Raw genomic sequence first — 17,419 nt, forward strand, 5'->3', positions numbered from 1 at the left:
TTATATCATTACTGCTAAAATAGCTAAGCCAGCTGAGCATGCGCGCGTGGTGCCGCGCCGCTCTCCCTGCCGCGACTGCGAGGATTGGATGCCCGCTCTGGGAATTGGTCCCGATGCTCGTCGCCGCCTGTCGGCGCCGAGGATCGCCGAAATCGTAGCCGACGAATTACGTCGGCAGATCATCGATGGCGACCTTGCCGACGGCGATCTCTTGCCGCGCCAGGAAGTACTGGTCGAACAATTCAACGTCAGCCTGGTCTCGCTGCGCGAAGCACTGCGCATCCTGGAAACCGAGGGCCTGGTCTCGGTCCGGCGGGGCAACCGTGGCGGCGCCGTCGTGCATGCACCGGCGAAAACCAGCGCGGCCTACATGCTGGGGCTGTTGCTGCAGAGCGAGGCCGTTGAGGTCGCCGACCTGGGCATGGCGTTGCAAGAGCTCGAACCCGCCTGCGCCGCATTGGCGGCTCAGCGGCCGGACCGGGCCGACACCCTGGTGCCGGAACTCAAGCAGATCAACGACGCCATGGCCGAGCATCTCGACGACGGCCGGCTGTTCACCGAAATCGGCCGCCAGTTCCACGATCTCATCGTTCAGGGCTGCGGCAATCACACCATCATCGCGGTCGTCGGCAGCCTGGAGACGTTGTGGTCCAGCCACGAAAAGCAGTGGGCCGACGAGAGCGCGGCGCGTGGGACCTATCCCTCGCTGGCCCAGCGACGCGCGGTGCTCAACACCCACACCAAGCTGGCCGAGACCATCGCGGAGGGCGACGTCGATCGGGCGCGGCGCATCGCGGGCCGCCACCTCGCCGACACGCAGACCTATGTGCTGGCCGGTCGGCCCTCCCAACGCATCTACGCGCTATCGCCGCAGGCGTTGTCGCGCCCGCGGGATATCCGCCACTCCTGAGGGAGCCGCTCACTCCATGCGAACCGCGTTGGTCACCGGCGGCAGCGGCGGGATCGGAAAGGGCTGCGGCCGCAAGCTCGCCGAGCTGGGCTACGACGTGGTGCTGGCCGCCCGGCGCGAGGGCCCGTTGCGCGCGGCCGCCGAGGAGATCGGCGCCCGTCACATCGTGGCCGACGCGTCCGATCCGGATGGATTCGCCGCTGCGATAAGCGCTTTGGAGACGATTGACCTGGTCGTCCACGCCGCCGGCGCGCTGGGCGGAACCTATGCACGCAAGCAGACTTTTGCGCAGTGGCAGACCATCATCTCGGCCAACCTGGATTCCTGCTTCGTGGTCACCGCGGCGGCGTTGCCGCGCATGCGGGCCGGCTCGCGGCTGGTGTTCATCTCGTCGTCGGCTGCCCACGAGCCGATGCCGGCCCGTACCGCCTACTCCGCGTCTAAGGCCGGCATGAACGCGTTCGCCCGGGCCCTGGCACTCGAAGTCGACCGGGATGGCATCGCCGTGCACATCGTGACGCCGGGCCCGGTGGAAACCGAGATGCTGCAGGATGTTCCCTTCGAGATGTACGCGATCCAGGTCGCCGACGTCGCCGAGGCGGTCGCCTGGCTGGACACCGTCGACCCGTCGGTCGACCTGCCGGAGATCCGGCTGGCCGCGGTCCAGCGGGGTCCGTTCGCCCGGCCGCCGGTGGTGCCTACGGAAGCCCGTCGGCGGCGCCAGTGAACGCCTTGATCACCGTTTCGCCGAACTCGTGTAAGGATTCCGGGTTCGCGAAATCGGCGAACCACACGTAGAAGCGCTCGACCCGCTGGGCGGCCAGACTTGCGAAGTGCCGGGTCAGCTCGTCGGCGTCGCCGCAGACCAATCCCGCCCCGAGGTTGCCGAATCGGCGCGTGCTCACCTCACGCACCGTGTCGGGATCGGCGCCCGACCGGACGAAGCCGATCATCTGCTGAACCGAAATCCGGGCGCTGCCCGCAGCCGGGGCCAGCTTGGGCAACCGGTCGATGTGGTTGGCCTGCAGGTTCCACCAATCCGCGTAATTGCGAACGAGTTCCATCAGTCGCGGACCGCTGCCACCCAGAACCAGCGGTATCGGATGGTTGCGCTTCGGCAACTGAACCGCGCCGTCCTCGTCGGAGGCCTCTTTGGTTTCATCGCCCCAGTACTGCCTGATCACGGCCAGGTGACGGCCGAGCTGCTGAACGCGGGCCACCGGATCCTGCTGACCGACATCGAATCTGGTGAATTCGGCGGGCCACGACCCCGAACCGAGACCCAGATCGAACCTGCCGCCCGAGGCGTCCGACAAAGTGACAGCTTGTTTGGCGAGCACGGCTGGATGGCGGAAGGCGTCGCACAGCACCAGATGACCGATCCGCAGCCGTTCGGTCTTGGCCGCCACCCAGGTGGCGACGGCCATTGCCTCCCAAATACTTTCGCCGGGCAACCCAGGCGCCTCGAGGTGATCGATAAACGCCATCCCATCGAAACCACTGGCCTCGGCATGACGGGCCCGGTCGCTGATATCGCCCACGGACAACCGCACCTGCGGCAGGAACAGATACCACTCGACCATCCGCCCACCTATGCTCGTCCCGATTGCCACCGCGCCGCTAGTTTACTATCTTTATTATGTTAGGGGTCTTATGGACGTCGGACTGACTTCGGATCAGCTGTCGCTGCGCGACACCGTGCGCGGCATCTTGCGCACCGAATGCCCTCCCGATGCCGCCCGGCAGGCCTTCACCGATCCGGACCGCTGGCGCACTCTGTGGAAAACGGTAGTCGACCTGGGTTGGACCGAGCTGGCCGCACCCGGGGTGGGGGACTACGGGCCCGTCGAGCTGGCAGTGGTTCTCGAGGAGTGCGGCGCAGCGCTGGCGCCAATTCCATTGCTCAGCAGCGTCGGGCTGGCCGCGGGCGTCTTGCGCGCGTGCGGGCTGGACTCGGTGCTCACCGATATCACCGGCGGGGTCGTTGCCACCCTTGCGGTGCACGCCAAGGGATCTCGGACCGCGGGAGCACCGATGACGCTGCGCCACGGACGGGTGCGCGGCCGGGCGGTCGCGGTCCCCAACGTGTCGCGGGCAGAGTTGATCGTCACGTTGGCCAGGTCCGTCGACGGGTATGTCGCCGTGGTCGTCCGCAGCGGCGACGGCGTGACGATCACTGCGGGCGAGTCCACCGATCCCGCCCAACCGGTGGCCGATGTCGAGATCGACACCGCGCCCCTGGCATCGGCGCCCGTCGACCTCGAATCAGCGCTGACCGCACCGTTGGTGGCCGTCGCCGCCGACCTGGTCGGGGTGGCCGGCGCGGCCCTGCACCGGTCCGTCGAGCACGCGAAGGCACGCCGTCAGTTCGGCACCGCGATCGGCGCCTTTCAGGGAATCAAGCACGCGCTGGCCGACAACTATGTCGGCCTGGAGCGGGCCCGGAGCCTGACCTACGCGGCCGCGGCTCGCCTCGCCGACCCGAGCACCGCACCCGCGGATGCCTGGACCGCCGCGGCACTGGCCAAGGCGGCGGCCGGCGACGCCGCGGCCGGCTGTGCGCGTACCGCGGTTCAGGTGCACGGTGCGCTCGCGCAGACCTGGGAGCACGACATGCACCTCTACGTGCGGCACGCGTGGCAGGGTGCGGCGCTGTTGGGAGACAGCCGCTCGCTCTATCACCAGGTGGGCCGCCGCTACGCGGGAGGTGCCGCATGACCACTCCATCCGTGGTGGTCGCCGAGTTCGTCGACTGGCTGGCCGCTTTCCTGCCCGACGATTACTACGAGAACTACCGCAGGTATCGCTGGGACATCCCGCTGCGCCGCGACTATCAGCGCGCCGCTTTCGAAGCGGGCTGGCTGCAGCCGACCTGGCCGCGCGAACACGGCGGCCGCTCGCTGGGTTTGCGCGACGCGATGGAGATCCGGATCGAGGGGGCGGTGCGCTCGGCGCCCAAGCTGCCCAACATCCAGGGGCCGGGCGTCGCGGCACCCGGCATCCGGCAGTTCGGCACACCGGCTCAGATCGACCGCTTGCTGGTGCCCCTGCTGCGTGGCGACGAGTGGTGGGCGCTGGGTATGTCCGAGCCGGAAGCCGGCTCGGATTTCGCCGGTCTGCGCACCCGCGCCGAGCGGGACGGAGACGTCTTCCGGGTCAACGGTCACAAGATCTGGACCACGCAGGCGCACGAATCGCGGTGGTGCACACTCTATGCACGCACCGATCCGGACGCGCCGAAACACCGTGGCATGTCGTGCCTGATCCTCGATCTGCACTCCCCCGGCGTGCGCATCGAACCCATCCGGATGTCCTCGATCTCCGACGAGACATTCTGCGAGGTCTTCCTCGACGACGCCGAAATCCCGGCGGAAAACCTGCTGGGCCCGGTGAACGGCGGTTGGAACGTCGCACTGTCGTCGTTGCACCACGAACGCCAGATGATCTGGATCATGAACTGGGTCGAGATCAAGCGTGGGCTCGATGCGGTACGCGGGGCGAGTCAGGGCGCCCCCGAGGACGGCCAGGATCTGTGCGCCGAGCTCGGGTCGCTACTCGCCGACGCCGAAGCGCTACGGGCCACCGGGTACCGCGCGCTGGGCAACGAACTCGCCGGCCGGCCCAGCCCGGAAGCCGACATCATGAAGCTGCTCGGATCGGTTACCTTGCAACGTGTTTGGGAACTGGCGGCAGCCGCTGAAGGGCCGCGCTCGGCCAGCGACCCGGATCTGCTGTTCGAACGCCAGGACGCGCTGGCCGCCACCATCTACGGCGGAACGTCAGAGGTACAGCGCAACATCATCGCCGAGCGACTGCTCGGGCTGCCGAAGGGATAACGATGGACTACGACCTCGGCGACGACGCCGTCGAACTGCGACACCGCCTGCGGGAGTTGATCGCCCACCACGTGCCGCCCGATTTCCTCGGTGCCTGCACGGAGGATCCGCAAGACCTCGCCACCACCGAGACGTTCTGCAAGCTGCTGGCCGCCGAGGGGCTGCTGGCGCTGGCCTGGCCGAAAGAGCATGGCGGCGGCGGTGGTTCGGTCTGGCAGCAGACGGTGCTGCGCGAGGAGATGTGGGCCCAGCATGAGCCGCGCGGCCCGCAGTACATGGGCGTCAACTGGGTCGGCCCGGCGCTGATGCGGTACGGGACGGAGGAACAGAAGGCAAAGCACCTGGCGGCCATCGCGTCCGGCGATGTGATCTGGTGCCAAGGCTTCTCCGAACCGGAGGCCGGAACCGACCTCGTCTCGTTGCGCACGCGCGCCGTGCCGGACGGGGACGGCTGGCGCATCACCGGCCAGAAGGTGTGGACGTCGTACGCGCAGATGGCATCGTGGTGCGTGCTGGCGACGTGCACCGACCCCGACGCCCCAAAGCACAAGCGGCTCACTCTCTTTCTGATTCCGATGGACCGCCAGGGTTTCACGGTGCGGGGAATACCGTCGATGCTGGGTCCGCACCACCTCAACGAGATGTTCCTCGACGATGTGCGGGCATTCCCCGGCGACGTTCTCGGTGAGCCGGGCGACGGCTGGCGGGTGATGCGCGAAGCGCTCGCGTTCGAGCGCGTTGGCATCGCGCGCTACGCGCGCTGTGAGTCGCTGCTGCATCGAATGCAGAGCGAGCTCGGCGCGGACTGGGACCGGCTGCCCGAATCGCTTCGGGCCCGCTGGGTTCGGGCGCTTGTCGACTTGCGGGTGGCCAGGCTGCTGGCCTATCGCGCCGTGTCCCTGCAGGATGACCCGGCGGCCGGGGCGGCGGCAAGCGCCGCCCGTATCGCCACCACCACCTGCGATCAACAGGTCGCCGAGCTGCTGTTCGACGTACTGGGTCCGACCGCGCTGGACAGCGGCGCCTCGGCGGCACTACACGGAGCGATCGAAGACCATTGGCGCTACGCACAAGCGGCCACCGTGGCATCCGGCACCATCGAGGTGCAGCGCATGCTCGTGGCACGAGACGCTCTGGGAGAGCATCGGTGAAAACCACACTGCCACAGGATATTATCGACTTCGCAGCGGTCGCCGCCAAGCGGTTCGACCGACTGGGCGGCCCCCAGGCCGCGCTGCGCGCAGAGACCGACGACCGCGTTCGGGACGCGGCGCGCGCGGCTCTCGGCGAGCTCGGCGCGTTCGAGCTCGATGTGCGGTCCGGCCCCGACGATCTGCTGGCCGCGGCGGTGCTCTGCCAAACCGCCGGCGCGCACGCGCTGCCCTATCCCCTCGCCGAGGAGCTCCTGGCAATCGAAGGCGCCCGGCTGGCACTGGTCAATCCCGAGGCACCCCGCATCGACCACGGCGATCTGCCAGGCGACTGGATCGCCGCCGACCTGGATGGCACCCGCTACCAGCTGCAGATCGCGTCGCGGACGAACGCCAAGCTGGGACCCTTCCTGGTGCCGGCCTCAATAAGCGCACCCGACGGGACGGTTCCGGCCGCCGACGTTAATCTTCATCTCGTGCTGGGATCATGGCGGATTCTGGGAGCAATGCAGCGCTCGCTGCAGATCGTCACTGACCATGTGCGGGCCCGCGTCCAGTTCGGCAAGCCGCTGGCGGACTTTCAGGCCGTCCGGTTCGCCGTGGCGGATGCCTCGGTCGCGGTACGCGGACTGCACGAGCTGGCGAAGTACACCATCTGCCGGCCGGAATCGCTGCCGGTGCAGGTGCACTCCGCCGACGCGCTGGTGCTCCGCCTGAAGGCCGCCGATACCGCACGGCAGGTGCTGCGGACCTCGCATCAACTGCTCGGCGCCCTGGGCTTCTGCGACGAGTCCGACGTCGGCGTGCTCGACCGGCACACCCAGCCGCTGATTCGGTTGCCGCTGGGCGCCGAGGCGCTCGGGCTGCGCCTGATCTCCGACGTCCGCGACGGCTCCTTGGAGACCTTGTTCAGCGAGCCGGTATCGGCGTGAGCAGTACCGAACCACTCGAGTCGGAGGCGCCCAACCCATTCGAAGACGGCATCCCGTTCGGCACCAAACTGGCCGAGCTTGCTTCGGAGCGGCACGACGATCCCGCCGTGACCAATATCGCGCTCGACGGCACCGCGCAGGCGCTGACCTTCGGTGAGCTCGATGTCCGCGCCAACCAGTGGGGCCGGGCCCTGGCTGCCGCCGGAGCGCAGACGGGTTCCCTTGTCGCACTGGCAATTCCAAATTCGCAACATCTGGTATTGGCCACCCTGGGCTGCTGGAAGATCGGCGCGGTTCCGATCCCGATGCATTGGGATCTGCCCGAGTGGGAGCGGGATCGGGTGCGCGCGGTGATCGACCCCGCCGTCGTCGTCGACGAACGGACCCGCTGGGACCTCGAGGCGCGCGCGGCCGGCGAATCCCGTGAGGCGCTGCCCACCGCCGTGTCCCCCACCGCCAACGGAATCTGCAGCAGCGGTTCGACCGGCGTGCCCAAGGTGATCCTCAATTTGGCGCCGTCGCTGTGGATTCCCGCGCAGGGCGAACCGTTCATGGCGAACTGGACACCGGTGGCGCAACCGCAGACCATCATGGTGCCCGCGCCGATGTACCACACCAACGGCTTCGCAACCTTCCTGATGATGCTGGCCGGCGACCACCTCGTCATACTCGAAAAATTCGATGCGGCATTGGTTTTGGACGTGATCGAACGCTATCGGATCACCAACTTCACCGCCACGCCGACCATGCTGGCGCGCATCGCGGCGCGACCCGACGTCCGGCAGCGCGACTTGTCCAGCGTCGTCTTCGTTCTGCAGGGCGCCGCGGTGATGCCGCCCTCGCTGTTGCATACCTGGTTCGAGCTGCTGAGCCCCGAGCAGATCGTGACGGCCTACGGGATGACGGAGAATCTCGGGCTCACCGCGCTGCGCGGCGACGAGTGGCTGGCTCACCCCGGCAGCGTGGGTCGCGGCTTTCGGGACACCGAGATCCGAATTCTGGACGCCGACAAAAACCCGGTGCCCACCGGCGAGGACGGCGACATCTATCTGCGCGCGCCGATGAGCGCGGGATACCGCTACTTGGGCGGGGCACCGCCGCTGCCCGCTACCGACGACGGCTTTCGCTCGGCCGGCGACATCGGCCACGTGGACGAGGACGGCTTCCTTTACCTCGTGGACCGCCGCGTCGACATGATCGTCAGCGGTGGCGCCAATGTCTTTCCGGCCGAAGTCGAGTCGGCGCTGGCGGGTCACCCCGACATCGCCGACGTCGTGGTGATCGGACTCGCCGACGAGCGGTGGGGGCGCCGGGTGCATGCCGTGGTGCAAGCCGCCGAGGGGGCGTCGCTCACCGAACAGCAGGTGATCGAGCACGCCAAGAACCGGTTGGCGCCCTACAAAGCCCCCAAGACGGTCGAGTTCGTCGACGCGATTCCCCGCACGGCGGCGACCAAGGTCAATCGCTCGGCGATGATCGCCGCCCGCGGCGGGTGACCTCTGCCAAGACCCCGATTGTTGTCAGACCTGCGCACCGGTCCCTGACCGAGCAGAGAAAAATCTGGCGGCGCGGGTTAGCGTAGTGCGACAAATGCTGTACCGCGGCAACCAGCAGCGACAGCGTGCCGTCGTCTTCCAGAGAAAAGGAATCCCAACATGAAGGCGAGAATATTGGTGGCCACGGTCGGCGCTGCAGCGGCAGCCTTGGCCGGTGGTGTTATGTGGACCGCACCATCGGCCTCGGCCGGCACCGACTATTGCAACGCGCTTCCCAAACCCCAGCAAGTTCAAGAGTGCAACTGCGGCTTCGACTTCGCCCCGGGTAGTCAGGAGCTTCGTGATTGCATGTCGGGAAATGTGGTTGCGCCCCGTCCCACGCAACCTTAGGCAGGTCGGACCGCATCGGCCGCGACACGACTCACCTCACGAGGTCACCCAGTGGCGAGCCACCACCTCAGATGTGGTGGCCGAACACGTCTTCCATGACTTCACCGACAGCCGCCAGCGAACGGCTGGAGTGTTGTTTGACCAGCACGTGGCCGCCCAGCACGACGATGGCGATCGGTAGCTCGACGGCCCCGAACGCTAGCAGGGCGGTCAGGCCCACTACATAGACAACATCGTGTTTGTCGGGTCGGTGGAACTTACCGATGACCGGCAAATCGATCGCCCGCGATTCCAACTCCCGCAGGGTGCGCAGCGTCCGAGCACGTTTCGACGTCGGGTGTGCCTCGGCGTAGGCGGCCCACCGTTGGGCGAAACTCGGTCCGGCGCGAAGCTCTTCCTGCAGCTCGTCATGCAGCTCATCATGCAGTTCGTCGTGCAGCTCGTCGTGTAGCTCATCATGCAGTTCGTCGTGAAGCTCGTCATGCAGCTCGTCATGCAGCTTGTCCGAGCCGGGACCCGTTTCGGCGGAGTGGAGTTCGTCGCCGATCTCCGATGCGGCCGTGCCGTTTTGCTCTTCGTCCAGCGTGGTCATGTCTGTCTCTCTCCGTTGTTTCGTCGGTTAACCGGCTGGTGTGAGTTCCAGTTGAGGCGCCCGGTCGCGCTTGGCGTCGTTGCCACTGTCCATACCCGGGATTTCCTGGGCCCACGAAGCGAGCGACCCCACCATGCCGGTCAAGGCGCGGTCGGCGTCGCCGCCGTACTTTGAGACGCGTTTGCCGATCATCGACGCCATCCGGAGCAACAGGTCCGGCTTGGCGGCGGTAAGCACGGTCAGCCCCACGGCCGGAGCCACGCCTTCGATCCACCCCAACGGACCCAGCGGGACGCACCCGACGAGTTGGCTGAGGCCCGGGGTCGTGATCAGGGCGGCCATCGCCACGAAGGTGCCGGCGACGGTGCTGACCACGAGTGGATCGCGTGAATCCAGCAGCGTCTGCCCGAGCTGCGTCGTGACCAGGCCCAACAGACCGACCGTCGCCGCACGCTGCGGCGCCGCGCGGGTGAAGGTCGCCAGGCTCCACGAAGCGCTGGCGCCAACGGTCGTGGCGGCACCGCGGATGGCGACGGTCTGCATCAGATCGTCGATGTTGATCCCGCGCTCCGACGGCGGTCGCATGTTGCGAACCGCGCTCACCGCAACGGCCGTCGTGGGGAACACATCGGTCAGGATGTTCACCAGCAGGATCTGGCGGGCCGTCAACGGCGCGACGCCACGGACCATCGTTCCGTACATGTTGAAGGCGACCTCACCGGCGTTGCCGCCCAACAACATCCCGACCGCGGCTTGCGCTTGCTGCCACAGCCGGTGACCTTCCTCGATCGCCTCGAGGAGGCTTCCGACCCGGCCCTCGGTCAGCACCACGTCGGCGGCGCCGCGGGCCGGGTCGCTGCCGTGCGAGGACACGCCGACGCCCACGGCCGCGGCGCGGATTGCCGCGGCGTCGTTGGCGCCGTCGCCCACCATCGCGGTCACTACCCCGGAATTGCTGATCTGCTGGACGATTTGGACTTTCTGCTCGGGTGACATCCGCGCATAGATCACGTTGGTCTTGACGACCTCGGCCCGCTCGGCGATCGACAACCGCTCCCAGTGCGCTCCCGTGATGATGCAGTCGTCCGGGACGTCGAGCCCGATCTCGCGAGCGATGGCGCGGGCGGTGGCCGGGTGGTCACCCGTGATGACGCGCACGCCGATGTCCCGTTTGGCCAGTCCGAGGAGGAGGTCCCGTGCGTCCGGCCGCGGCGTGTCGGTGATCCCGAGGAATCCCAATAGGCGTAAGCCGTTGCGGCACAACGGTTCCAAGCCCCTCTCCTGGGCGATCTCGAGGTCGGCGTTCGTCAATGTCTTATCGGCGACCGCGATCACGCGAAGACCGCGCGTCGCCATCTCGTGGACGTGTGCCAACAGCTCCTCACGAAGATCGTCGTCCTGACCCTCGACACACGCCGTGAGGACGATCTCGGGTCCGCCCTTGACCGCGAGGGTGTCGCCGGCCAGCCCGGCCGCGTAGGCCCGGCCAGCGCGGAACGGTAACTCGCGGTCGCGCTTCGGCTGACTTCCGGCTCGATTGACGACCGCGGCGTCCGTCGCCTGCAGCGGAGCGTGCTCGGTGACCGCCACCGGGGTGGCCAGCGCCGCGCGCTCGAGAATCACGTCCTCGTCGAAACCCGGCTGCGCGGAGACATCTGTCACCACGAGCCGGTTTTCACTCAGCGTCCCGGTCTTGTCGAAACAGACCACCTCGACGCGGCCCAGGGTCTCGACCGAGCGCGGGGCCCGGACCAGAACGCTTCGCTCGGTCAGACGCCGCGCCGCCTCGCGCTGCGCCAGAGTCGCCACCAGCGGCAAGCCTTCCGGCACGGCGGCAACCGCGCAGTACACACCGCTGGTGACGGCCTCCCGAATTCCCGAACCCCGCAGCAACGCGGTGGCGATCACCCCGACACCACCGGTCAGGGTCCAGGGCAGCACCTTCGCCGTCACCGAGGCCAGCTGTGCGTGCAGCCCCACCTCGTCGCGGCGTTTAGGGGCCAGCGCCATGGCCCGACCCGCGGCGGTCGCGTCACCGACCGCGACGACCACGGCGCGGCAGACGCCGCTGAGCACGGTCGAGCCCTCGTAGATCATGCAGGCGCGTTCGGCCAGTGGGCGACCCGGTGTCGGCGCCGGATTTTTGGTCACCGGCAACGACTCACCCGTCAGCGATGATTCGTCCACCTCCACGGCGACCGCGCTCAGCACGCGGGCGTCGGCGGGGACCACCTCGCCGGCCCGGACCTCGATGATGGTTCCCGGTGTCAGCTGCTCGGTCGCCACCAGCTCGAACCGCTCGGGTCCCGTAGCGAGGCGGGCGGGCGGCGTCTGGGCGCTGAGCATCTTGTTGAGCTGGCGATCCGAGCTGAGTCGTTGCGCCGCGGCGATCCCGGCGCTGCCCACGAGCACAATCCCGACCAGCACACCGTCCATCGGCGAACCGACGAGCGCGCTCGCCATTGCCCCGGTCGCGAGGATCGGGGTGAGCGGGTCCTGCATCTCGTGCCACATCGCCTCGACGACGTCTTTGCTGCTGTCCGCGAAGCTGGCGGCCAGCCCTTGCAGCCGCGTCTTCGGAACGTGGGCTGCGACGGGGTTGACGCCGTTGGCGAGGTCTGGCCACAGCGCTCGAATGTGTTCCTGCGCCTGGTCGGCGTCCAGCGCATGCCATTCGGTGTCCGCTGCCGCGGCCGGATCGGGCTGCATGGCCACGCCGCGCCCAATCACGTAACCGGGAATGAGCGCGATCGCAGCAGCCGCGATGCTCGGGCGCACGCCCGCCGCCCGAACACCCGGCAACAGCGTCAGCGAGCCCAGAAGCGTTCCGGCAGCGGCCAACTCGACGCCTCGCCGCGCGGCAGACTTGGCTGCGGGGATGGCGTCGATGATCCGGCAGGCAACCCTGAGGTCCGGCATCAGGACGTCGGCCGTCCACGCGGGCGCCGCCCGACCGGCAGGCCAGACGGCCAGCGCAAGGTCCGCGGCCGCGAAGGCACGCCGAAGGTCACGTCCGACCACGGCGACGATCTTTCCGTTGGCCTGCAATTGCCGGACCGCGCCGTAGAGCGTGAGATCCACGTCGTCGTCGACGGGCAGCAGCTCGTCGAACGTCCCGCGCAGGTGCCCGGCGTCGGCCTGATCCACCGACACGAGCTTGAGATCGGCGGCACGTGCCGCGGCCATGAGCGGCTCTGCGTAGGGGTCCGCATTGCGCGCCACCACGACCTCCAGGTCGTGCAGCTCCGGCAACTGATGCGCGGGAGACAGCGAGCACCCGGTGTGGACTCCCGGACCGAGCAGACCGTCGTTGACATCGGCTTGGGCGCACTGCCACACCTTCGTGCGGAGTTCGCCGTCGACGCCGTTGATCTCGGCGACACGCAGGGTTTCACCGACCAGCACCGCGGGGTCGACGATCAGCACGTCGACACCGTCCAGGCGCCGGATCGCGTCGGGTCGCATCACGAGGGTGTGGTGGTAGCGATTCAGGCCGGCGCAGAACGTCGTGGCGAACGACTCGCGGGCGTAGTTGAGCGCCCGCGGTGCGGCGACGATGACCGCCTCGCTCGCCAGCGCCGCGCCGCCGCTGACAGCGAGGGCGATCGCGCCGGCCAGGCCCGCCGCGGTTGCTGCGCGGGCGTAGTTCTCCGACGCCGTGTCCGGCACGGGCCGCGGCCGCTGCGTTTCCGGCTGCGGCTCGCATTCCGCGCTGAGCGCCAAGTGAGGTTCGTGCTCCTTCCAGGCTTCCACGGCCGACAGCGCCTCTATGAGGCGCAGGCTCCGAAGGCACATGTCGGCGGCGATCACCGACGGGGTATGGCCCAGCGACTGGGTGACGGCGGTGCCCAACGCGAGCAGTGCGTCGGCGCGCCCGCGGCCAAGAGCCCGCTCGAACACCCGGCGTACGTCGGGCTGCGCCTCGGCAAAAGTGGTCGCGGCGGCGAAGGCGCGCGGCAACCTCGGCATCCGCGTCACTTGCAAGAACGTCGTCACGCCCAGTGACACCGCCTTGGCCCCGAGCAGGCTCATCCGGTTGACGACCTCCGCGCCATCTCCGGGAATGTCGATCACCGGCAACCGATCCGGTGTCCGCGTGGTGAGATCGCCGCATGGGGCGTCGGGTTTCTCGGTGCGGGCCCGTTCGATTGCCTCCACCATGAGAGCCAAATCGTCGACGCTGGGCCCGTTTTCGTCGATATCGACGATCAGGCGGGACAGCGGCCAGTTCACCTGGGTGCGTGCGACGCCGGCGGTGCTGCCGATCGTCCTCTCCAGGACGGCCGCATACTCGGACGAGCGGTCCGCCTCGGGCATGCGCAGCTCGATCCACCCCCGGCCATTGCCTGACCACCGGCGGCGGGGACGGTCCCCGCCCAATAGCTCAGCTGCCGCGGCCGCGCCGCCTGCGACCACCATACGAAGCCCCGAGACGATCGGCTCGATGACCATAGTTGTGCTTTACGCCCTCTCGCGATAATTAGCTTTGACATTGCGGATTCACGCAGCTGACTCGTCGAAGTTGTACGTGCGTGCTACACCGTAAAGACTGAGAGGATCTAAGAGCGCCACTTAGAGAATCCGAAAAGCAAACGGACGACAAATTATTGGCCACGCGCACAACAACTCGAATCTTGGGAGGGCACAGTGACGCTCATCGAACGGGCTACCAAATCGGCCAACTCAGTTGCCGACCAGACCGTTTCGACAGTTAGCCAGATCGGCACCGCAGTCGCCGAGGGCGTCGTCGTCACGACGAGAGACATTCGCACCGGTATGCGGGAGGGCCACATCCGCCCCCGGACCGCGGTCGTCGCCGCAGCGGTCGGCCTGATCGCCGTCGTCGAATGGCCCGTCCTGCTCGCCGCCGGCGGTGTCGTCGTGCTCGCCGGCAAACTCAAGAAGCGACCCCCCGAGACCCCCGACGACCCACCGCAGGCCTAGCTTCGCGAAGATACGGTCACGCGCGGTAACCTCATTCTCAAAGCGCATGCGGTGCGCCACGGGAAGGGGACCTAGCGCTGATGACCGCCCCCAGCGATGACGCCGAAGTGACGCGCGGCGACCGCTTCATCAAGACGGCCGTGGAGATTCTGCGCGAGACCGGACGCACCGACTTCACCGTGCAAGAGGTCGTCGCCCGCTCCAAAACCTCGTTGCGGGCCTTTTACCAGCATTTCAGCAGCAAGGACGAACTGCTGCTGGCGCTGTTCGACAGGACCATTTCGCAATCGGCGCAGGCTTGGCGTGCCGAGGCTGGCGGACTGGACAGCACCTCCGCGCTGAAGCTCTTGATCGACCGCATCAGCCAGCAACCCGAATCGAGTACCCAGGACAGCCTCAACCGGGCACTGGGTCTTTACAACCAGCATCTGGCCGATACCCGGCCCCGCGAATACGCCCGCGTGCTGTCGCCGTTGTATCAACTGATCCGCGACATCGTGGGACAAGGCATCACCGAGGGGGTGTTCAACCCGGGACTCGATGTCGGGGCCTCGGCCGCGATCGTCATGCAGACGATGATGGGAGCGCAGCGGCTGCATTGGCTGGGCACCGAATTGAACGGCACACCGGTCGACGCCGGGCAGCTCCACGAGTTCTGCACCCGCGCGCTCGGCATCCGGGAGACCGATGACGAAACCGGCCCGCCGTCGCTGGCCGAGTTGTTCGCCCAGATCGGCATGCGCGCCGGCTCCCGCAATGGCGAGTTCGCGATGACGATGCCGGTAAGTCCGCACGTGGTCAACACTTCTGGGGCACTTCAGGGCGGTCTGATCGCCACGCTGGTCGACGTGGCGGGTGGACAGTTCGGGCTGGATTTCCTGCCGCCCGGCACGACGATGACGACCGCGGACCTGTTCGTCCGCTATCTGCGGCCGATTCGCCAGGGCGCCGCGCTGGCGGTGCCCAGGATGCTGCGCGCGGGCCGGCGGGCGATGGTGATGCAGATCGACATCTACGGCGACGACGACGAAGTCGCGGCAACGGCGACGGTGAATTTCGCCATCATCAACGGCGCGACACCGAAGGGTCTCCGGGCCGGCACCTAACCCCGGTACGCGTAGTTGCGCAGAAGTGGTAACGTCATTACCACCCAACGAGAATCCAGCCCTCAAGGAGACCGCTATGCCATCGCGCGAGCTTTCCTTCCCCGTGTTCGACGCCGACAACCACATGTACGAACCGCAGGAAGCCCTGACCAAGTTCCTCCCGGACAACCGCAAGAGGGTCATCGACTACGTCCAGGTGCGCGGCCGCACCAAGATCGTGGTGCGCGGCCACATCAGCGAATACATCCCCAACCCCACGTTCGAGGTGGTGGCCAAGCCGGGCGCTCAGGAGGACTACTTCCGCAACGGCGCCCAGGGCAAGAGCTACCGCGAGATCCTCGGCGAGCCGATGAAGGCCATCCCCGCGTTCCGGGAACCCGGTGCGCGGCTCGAGGTCATGGACGAGCTCGGCATCGACTACGCGCTGATGTTCCCGACGCTGGCCAGCCTGGTCGAAGAGCGGATGAAGGACGACCCGGAGATGACCCACGACGTCATCCACGCTCTCAACCAGTGGATGTACGAGCAGTGGTCGTTCAACTACTCCGACCGCATCTTCGCCACCCCGGTGATCACCCTGCCGATCGTCGACCGCGCGCTCGAAGAGCTGCAGTGGTGTCTGGAGCGGGGCGCCCGAACCGTGCTGGTCCGCCCGGCGCCGGTGCCCGGTTACAAGGGCAGCCGGTCGTTCGGCCTCGAGGAGTTCGACCCGTTCTGGCAGGCCTGCATCAAGGCCGACATCCCGGTGTCGATGCACGCATCGGACAGTGGTTACTCCGAGTTCGCGAACGTGTGGGAGCCGGGCGACGAGTTCCTGCCATTCAAGCCGACCGCCTTCCGGAGCTTTGCGATGGGCCATCGACCGATCCTGGACGCGATGGGTGCCCTGGTCTGCCACGGCGCCCTGTCCCGCAACCCCGAGCTGCGGATCCTGTCCATCGAAAACGGCGCCGACTGGGTGCCCGACCTGTTCAAAGGCCTCAAGGGCGTCTACAAGAAGATGCCGCAGTCGTTCAGCGAAGACCCGGTCGAGGCGTTCAAGCGCTGCGTCTACATCACCCCGTTCTGGGAGGACCGGTTCACCGAGATCGTCAAAATGGTCGGCACCGACCGGGTGCTGTTCGGCTCGGACTGGCCGCACCCCGAGGGCCTCAAAGACCCCATCACCTTCGTCGACGAACTTTCCGACTTCGGCGAAGAGGACATCGCCAAGATCATGGGCGGCAACCTGATGAAGCTCATGAAAGTTTCCAGGCCGGTCAAGAAGCCGGTCTCTGCCTGATCCGGCACTGAGCATCGCCCGCCCCCGAGCGACATAGCGTGACGTGTCGCTCGGAGGCGGGCATTTTTATGTCCTGGTCGGCGGCGCGGCTATAGACGCACCGCCGACCGTTGCTATAGAAAAGAAGCCTCCCTCCGAACAAGGATGTTCATCACCGGCATCCAGCACGGTCTCGTTGACGCGGCCGGTTAGGAGTGCACCATGAACCTGGCTCCGGTCGAGTCCTCAGTGATCAGGGTGGCACTAAGCCCTCAGCTGGTTTCCGAACTCGGCGATCCACACAGCACGTTGCGGGCGGCAACCCAGCGCAGTGGTCCGGTCGTGATCATCCGGGCGGGCGGTGAAGTTGACGCCGCCAACGAGGACACCTGGCGACGGCTAGTCGAGGAGGCGGCCGCGGTCGCTAGCCCACCGGGACCATTCATCGTCGACATCGATGGCCTCGATTTCATGGGTTGCTGTGCATTCGCCGTGCTGGCCGCCGAATCCGAGCGGTCCCGCGGTCGCGGCGTCGCATTGCGTCTGGTCAGCTGCGACCCCGGCGTCGCCCGGGTGATCCACGCGTGCAATCTCGGCGGCGTGTTGCCCCTGCACCCGACCATAGACACCGCGCTGGCCACGACCGTGGCGTGAGATTTGGCCCCAGCTACGGCAACGTCACGGTCCCTTAGCAAACTGAGGTATCGAGCAAGCGCCGGCCATTGCTAATCTGATTACTTGCGCGTGTCAAATAGACCGCGCATTCTCAGATTCTCGGTCCATAGAAGGGCCCGCAGGAGG

At 67.4% G+C, this 17,419-nt stretch carries 14 protein-coding genes; 11 read left to right on the forward strand and 3 right to left on the reverse strand.

The genetic code is table 11. The features are described 5' to 3' along the window. The first annotated feature begins 88 nt into the window (after window positions 1–88). Both OK015_RS21920 and OK015_RS21925 read left to right on the forward strand, forming a co-directional pair. Window positions 89–910, forward strand: a complete 822-nt coding sequence (locus tag OK015_RS21920) for a FadR/GntR family transcriptional regulator (RefSeq protein ID WP_268126088.1) — start codon at window positions 89–91, stop codon at window positions 908–910. Between the two features lie 16 nt (window positions 911–926). Continuing rightward, window positions 927–1,637, forward strand: coding sequence for an SDR family oxidoreductase (locus tag OK015_RS21925; protein ID WP_268126090.1), 711 nt, complete (start codon window positions 927–929; stop codon window positions 1,635–1,637). On the opposite strand, the gene OK015_RS21930 is transcribed toward OK015_RS21925, so the two are convergent. Then, on the reverse strand, window positions 1,609–2,493 hold the full coding sequence (locus tag OK015_RS21930; RefSeq protein ID WP_268126092.1) for an LLM class flavin-dependent oxidoreductase: 885 nt from the start codon (window positions 2,491–2,493) through the stop codon (window positions 1,609–1,611). The two genes, OK015_RS21925 and OK015_RS21930, sit on opposite strands and share 29 nt — an antisense overlap. A gap of 70 nt (window positions 2,494–2,563) precedes the next feature. Between OK015_RS21930 and OK015_RS21935 the strand changes: the two genes are divergently transcribed. From OK015_RS21935 to OK015_RS21955, 5 genes are read left to right on the forward strand one after another with little or no spacing between them, the layout of a single operon-like run. Then, window positions 2,564–3,628 (forward strand): acyl-CoA dehydrogenase family protein, encoded by a 1,065-nt coding sequence (locus OK015_RS21935; RefSeq protein ID WP_268126093.1) that lies wholly within the window; start codon window positions 2,564–2,566, stop codon window positions 3,626–3,628. Then, a complete protein-coding gene (locus OK015_RS21940; RefSeq protein ID WP_268126094.1) occupies window positions 3,625–4,746 on the forward strand; it encodes an acyl-CoA dehydrogenase family protein in 1,122 nt (373 codons plus the stop codon). Before OK015_RS21935 ends, OK015_RS21940 begins: the two co-directional genes overlap by 4 nt. 2 nt (window positions 4,747–4,748) lie before the next feature. After that, window positions 4,749–5,897: an acyl-CoA dehydrogenase family protein gene (locus tag OK015_RS21945; protein WP_268126095.1), complete on the forward strand. Its 1,149-nt coding sequence runs from the start codon at window positions 4,749–4,751 to the stop codon at window positions 5,895–5,897. Further along, window positions 5,894–6,829 carry an acyl-CoA dehydrogenase family protein gene (locus OK015_RS21950; RefSeq protein WP_268126096.1) on the forward strand — a complete coding sequence of 312 codons (936 nt, stop codon included), beginning with the start codon at window positions 5,894–5,896 and terminating at the stop codon, window positions 6,827–6,829. Before OK015_RS21945 ends, OK015_RS21950 begins: the two co-directional genes overlap by 4 nt. Beyond that, window positions 6,826–8,325: a class I adenylate-forming enzyme family protein gene (locus OK015_RS21955; protein WP_268126097.1), complete on the forward strand. Its 1,500-nt coding sequence runs from the start codon at window positions 6,826–6,828 to the stop codon at window positions 8,323–8,325. The genes OK015_RS21950 and OK015_RS21955 overlap by 4 nt, the downstream gene beginning before the upstream one ends. Before the next feature lie 457 nt (window positions 8,326–8,782). Here the strand turns inward: OK015_RS21955 and OK015_RS21960 are convergent, their stop codons facing one another. Both OK015_RS21960 and OK015_RS21965 read right to left on the reverse strand, forming a co-directional pair. Continuing rightward, on the reverse strand, window positions 8,783–9,307 hold the full coding sequence (locus OK015_RS21960; RefSeq protein WP_268126098.1) for a hypothetical protein: 525 nt from the start codon (window positions 9,305–9,307) through the stop codon (window positions 8,783–8,785). A gap of 27 nt (window positions 9,308–9,334) precedes the next feature. Beyond that, the gene (locus OK015_RS21965) at window positions 9,335–13,759 is read right to left on the reverse strand and encodes a cation-translocating P-type ATPase (RefSeq protein WP_268126099.1); all 4,425 of its coding nucleotides are present in this window, start codon (window positions 13,757–13,759) and stop codon (window positions 9,335–9,337) included. 195 nt (window positions 13,760–13,954) lie between these two features. Between OK015_RS21965 and OK015_RS21970 the strand changes: the two genes are divergently transcribed. The 4 genes from OK015_RS21970 to OK015_RS21985 all read left to right on the forward strand — a co-directional run bounded on the left by OK015_RS21970 (window position 13,955) and on the right by OK015_RS21985 (window position 17,272). Next, window positions 13,955–14,251, forward strand: a complete 297-nt coding sequence (locus OK015_RS21970; RefSeq protein WP_268126100.1) for a hypothetical protein — start codon at window positions 13,955–13,957, stop codon at window positions 14,249–14,251. A gap of 80 nt (window positions 14,252–14,331) precedes the next feature. Then, window positions 14,332–15,357 (forward strand): hotdog fold thioesterase, encoded by a 1,026-nt coding sequence (locus OK015_RS21975; protein WP_268126102.1) that lies wholly within the window; start codon window positions 14,332–14,334, stop codon window positions 15,355–15,357. A 76-nt stretch (window positions 15,358–15,433) separates the two neighbouring features. Beyond that, window positions 15,434–16,639 (forward strand): amidohydrolase family protein, encoded by a 1,206-nt coding sequence (locus tag OK015_RS21980; RefSeq protein ID WP_268126103.1) that lies wholly within the window; start codon window positions 15,434–15,436, stop codon window positions 16,637–16,639. A 201-nt stretch (window positions 16,640–16,840) separates the two neighbouring features. Continuing rightward, complete coding sequence (locus OK015_RS21985; RefSeq protein ID WP_268126105.1) at window positions 16,841–17,272, forward strand: anti-sigma factor antagonist; 432 nt, start codon at window positions 16,841–16,843, stop codon at window positions 17,270–17,272. Window positions 17,273–17,419: the final 147 nt, after the last annotated feature.

The sequence above is a fragment of the Mycobacterium sp. Aquia_216 genome, from assembly GCF_026723865.1.
Classification (GTDB): domain Bacteria; phylum Actinomycetota; class Actinomycetes; order Mycobacteriales; family Mycobacteriaceae; genus Mycobacterium.

Excerpts from the sequence above, each read along its gene's own strand:
- OK015_RS21920 (WP_268126088.1), top strand. The coding sequence starts at position 89 with ATGCCCGCTCTGGGAATTGGTCCCGATGCTCGTCGCCGCCTGTCGGCG.
- OK015_RS21985 (WP_268126105.1), top strand. The coding sequence starts at position 16,841 with ATGAACCTGGCTCCGGTCGAGTCCTCAGTGATCAGGGTGGCACTAAGC.
- OK015_RS21925 (WP_268126090.1), top strand. The coding sequence starts at position 927 with ATGCGAACCGCGTTGGTCACCGGCGGCAGCGGCGGGATCGGAAAGGGC.
- OK015_RS21975 (WP_268126102.1), top strand. The coding sequence starts at position 14,332 with ATGACCGCCCCCAGCGATGACGCCGAAGTGACGCGCGGCGACCGCTTC.
- OK015_RS21935 (WP_268126093.1), top strand. The coding sequence starts at position 2,564 with ATGGACGTCGGACTGACTTCGGATCAGCTGTCGCTGCGCGACACCGTG.
- OK015_RS21940 (WP_268126094.1), top strand. The coding sequence starts at position 3,625 with ATGACCACTCCATCCGTGGTGGTCGCCGAGTTCGTCGACTGGCTGGCC.
- OK015_RS21980 (WP_268126103.1), top strand. The coding sequence starts at position 15,434 with ATGCCATCGCGCGAGCTTTCCTTCCCCGTGTTCGACGCCGACAACCAC.
- OK015_RS21960 (WP_268126098.1), bottom strand. The coding sequence starts at position 9,307 with ATGACCACGCTGGACGAAGAGCAAAACGGCACGGCCGCATCGGAGATC.
- OK015_RS21945 (WP_268126095.1), top strand. The coding sequence starts at position 4,749 with ATGGACTACGACCTCGGCGACGACGCCGTCGAACTGCGACACCGCCTG.
- OK015_RS21965 (WP_268126099.1), bottom strand. The coding sequence starts at position 13,759 with ATGGTCATCGAGCCGATCGTCTCGGGGCTTCGTATGGTGGTCGCAGGC.
- OK015_RS21930 (WP_268126092.1), bottom strand. The coding sequence starts at position 2,493 with ATGGTCGAGTGGTATCTGTTCCTGCCGCAGGTGCGGTTGTCCGTGGGC.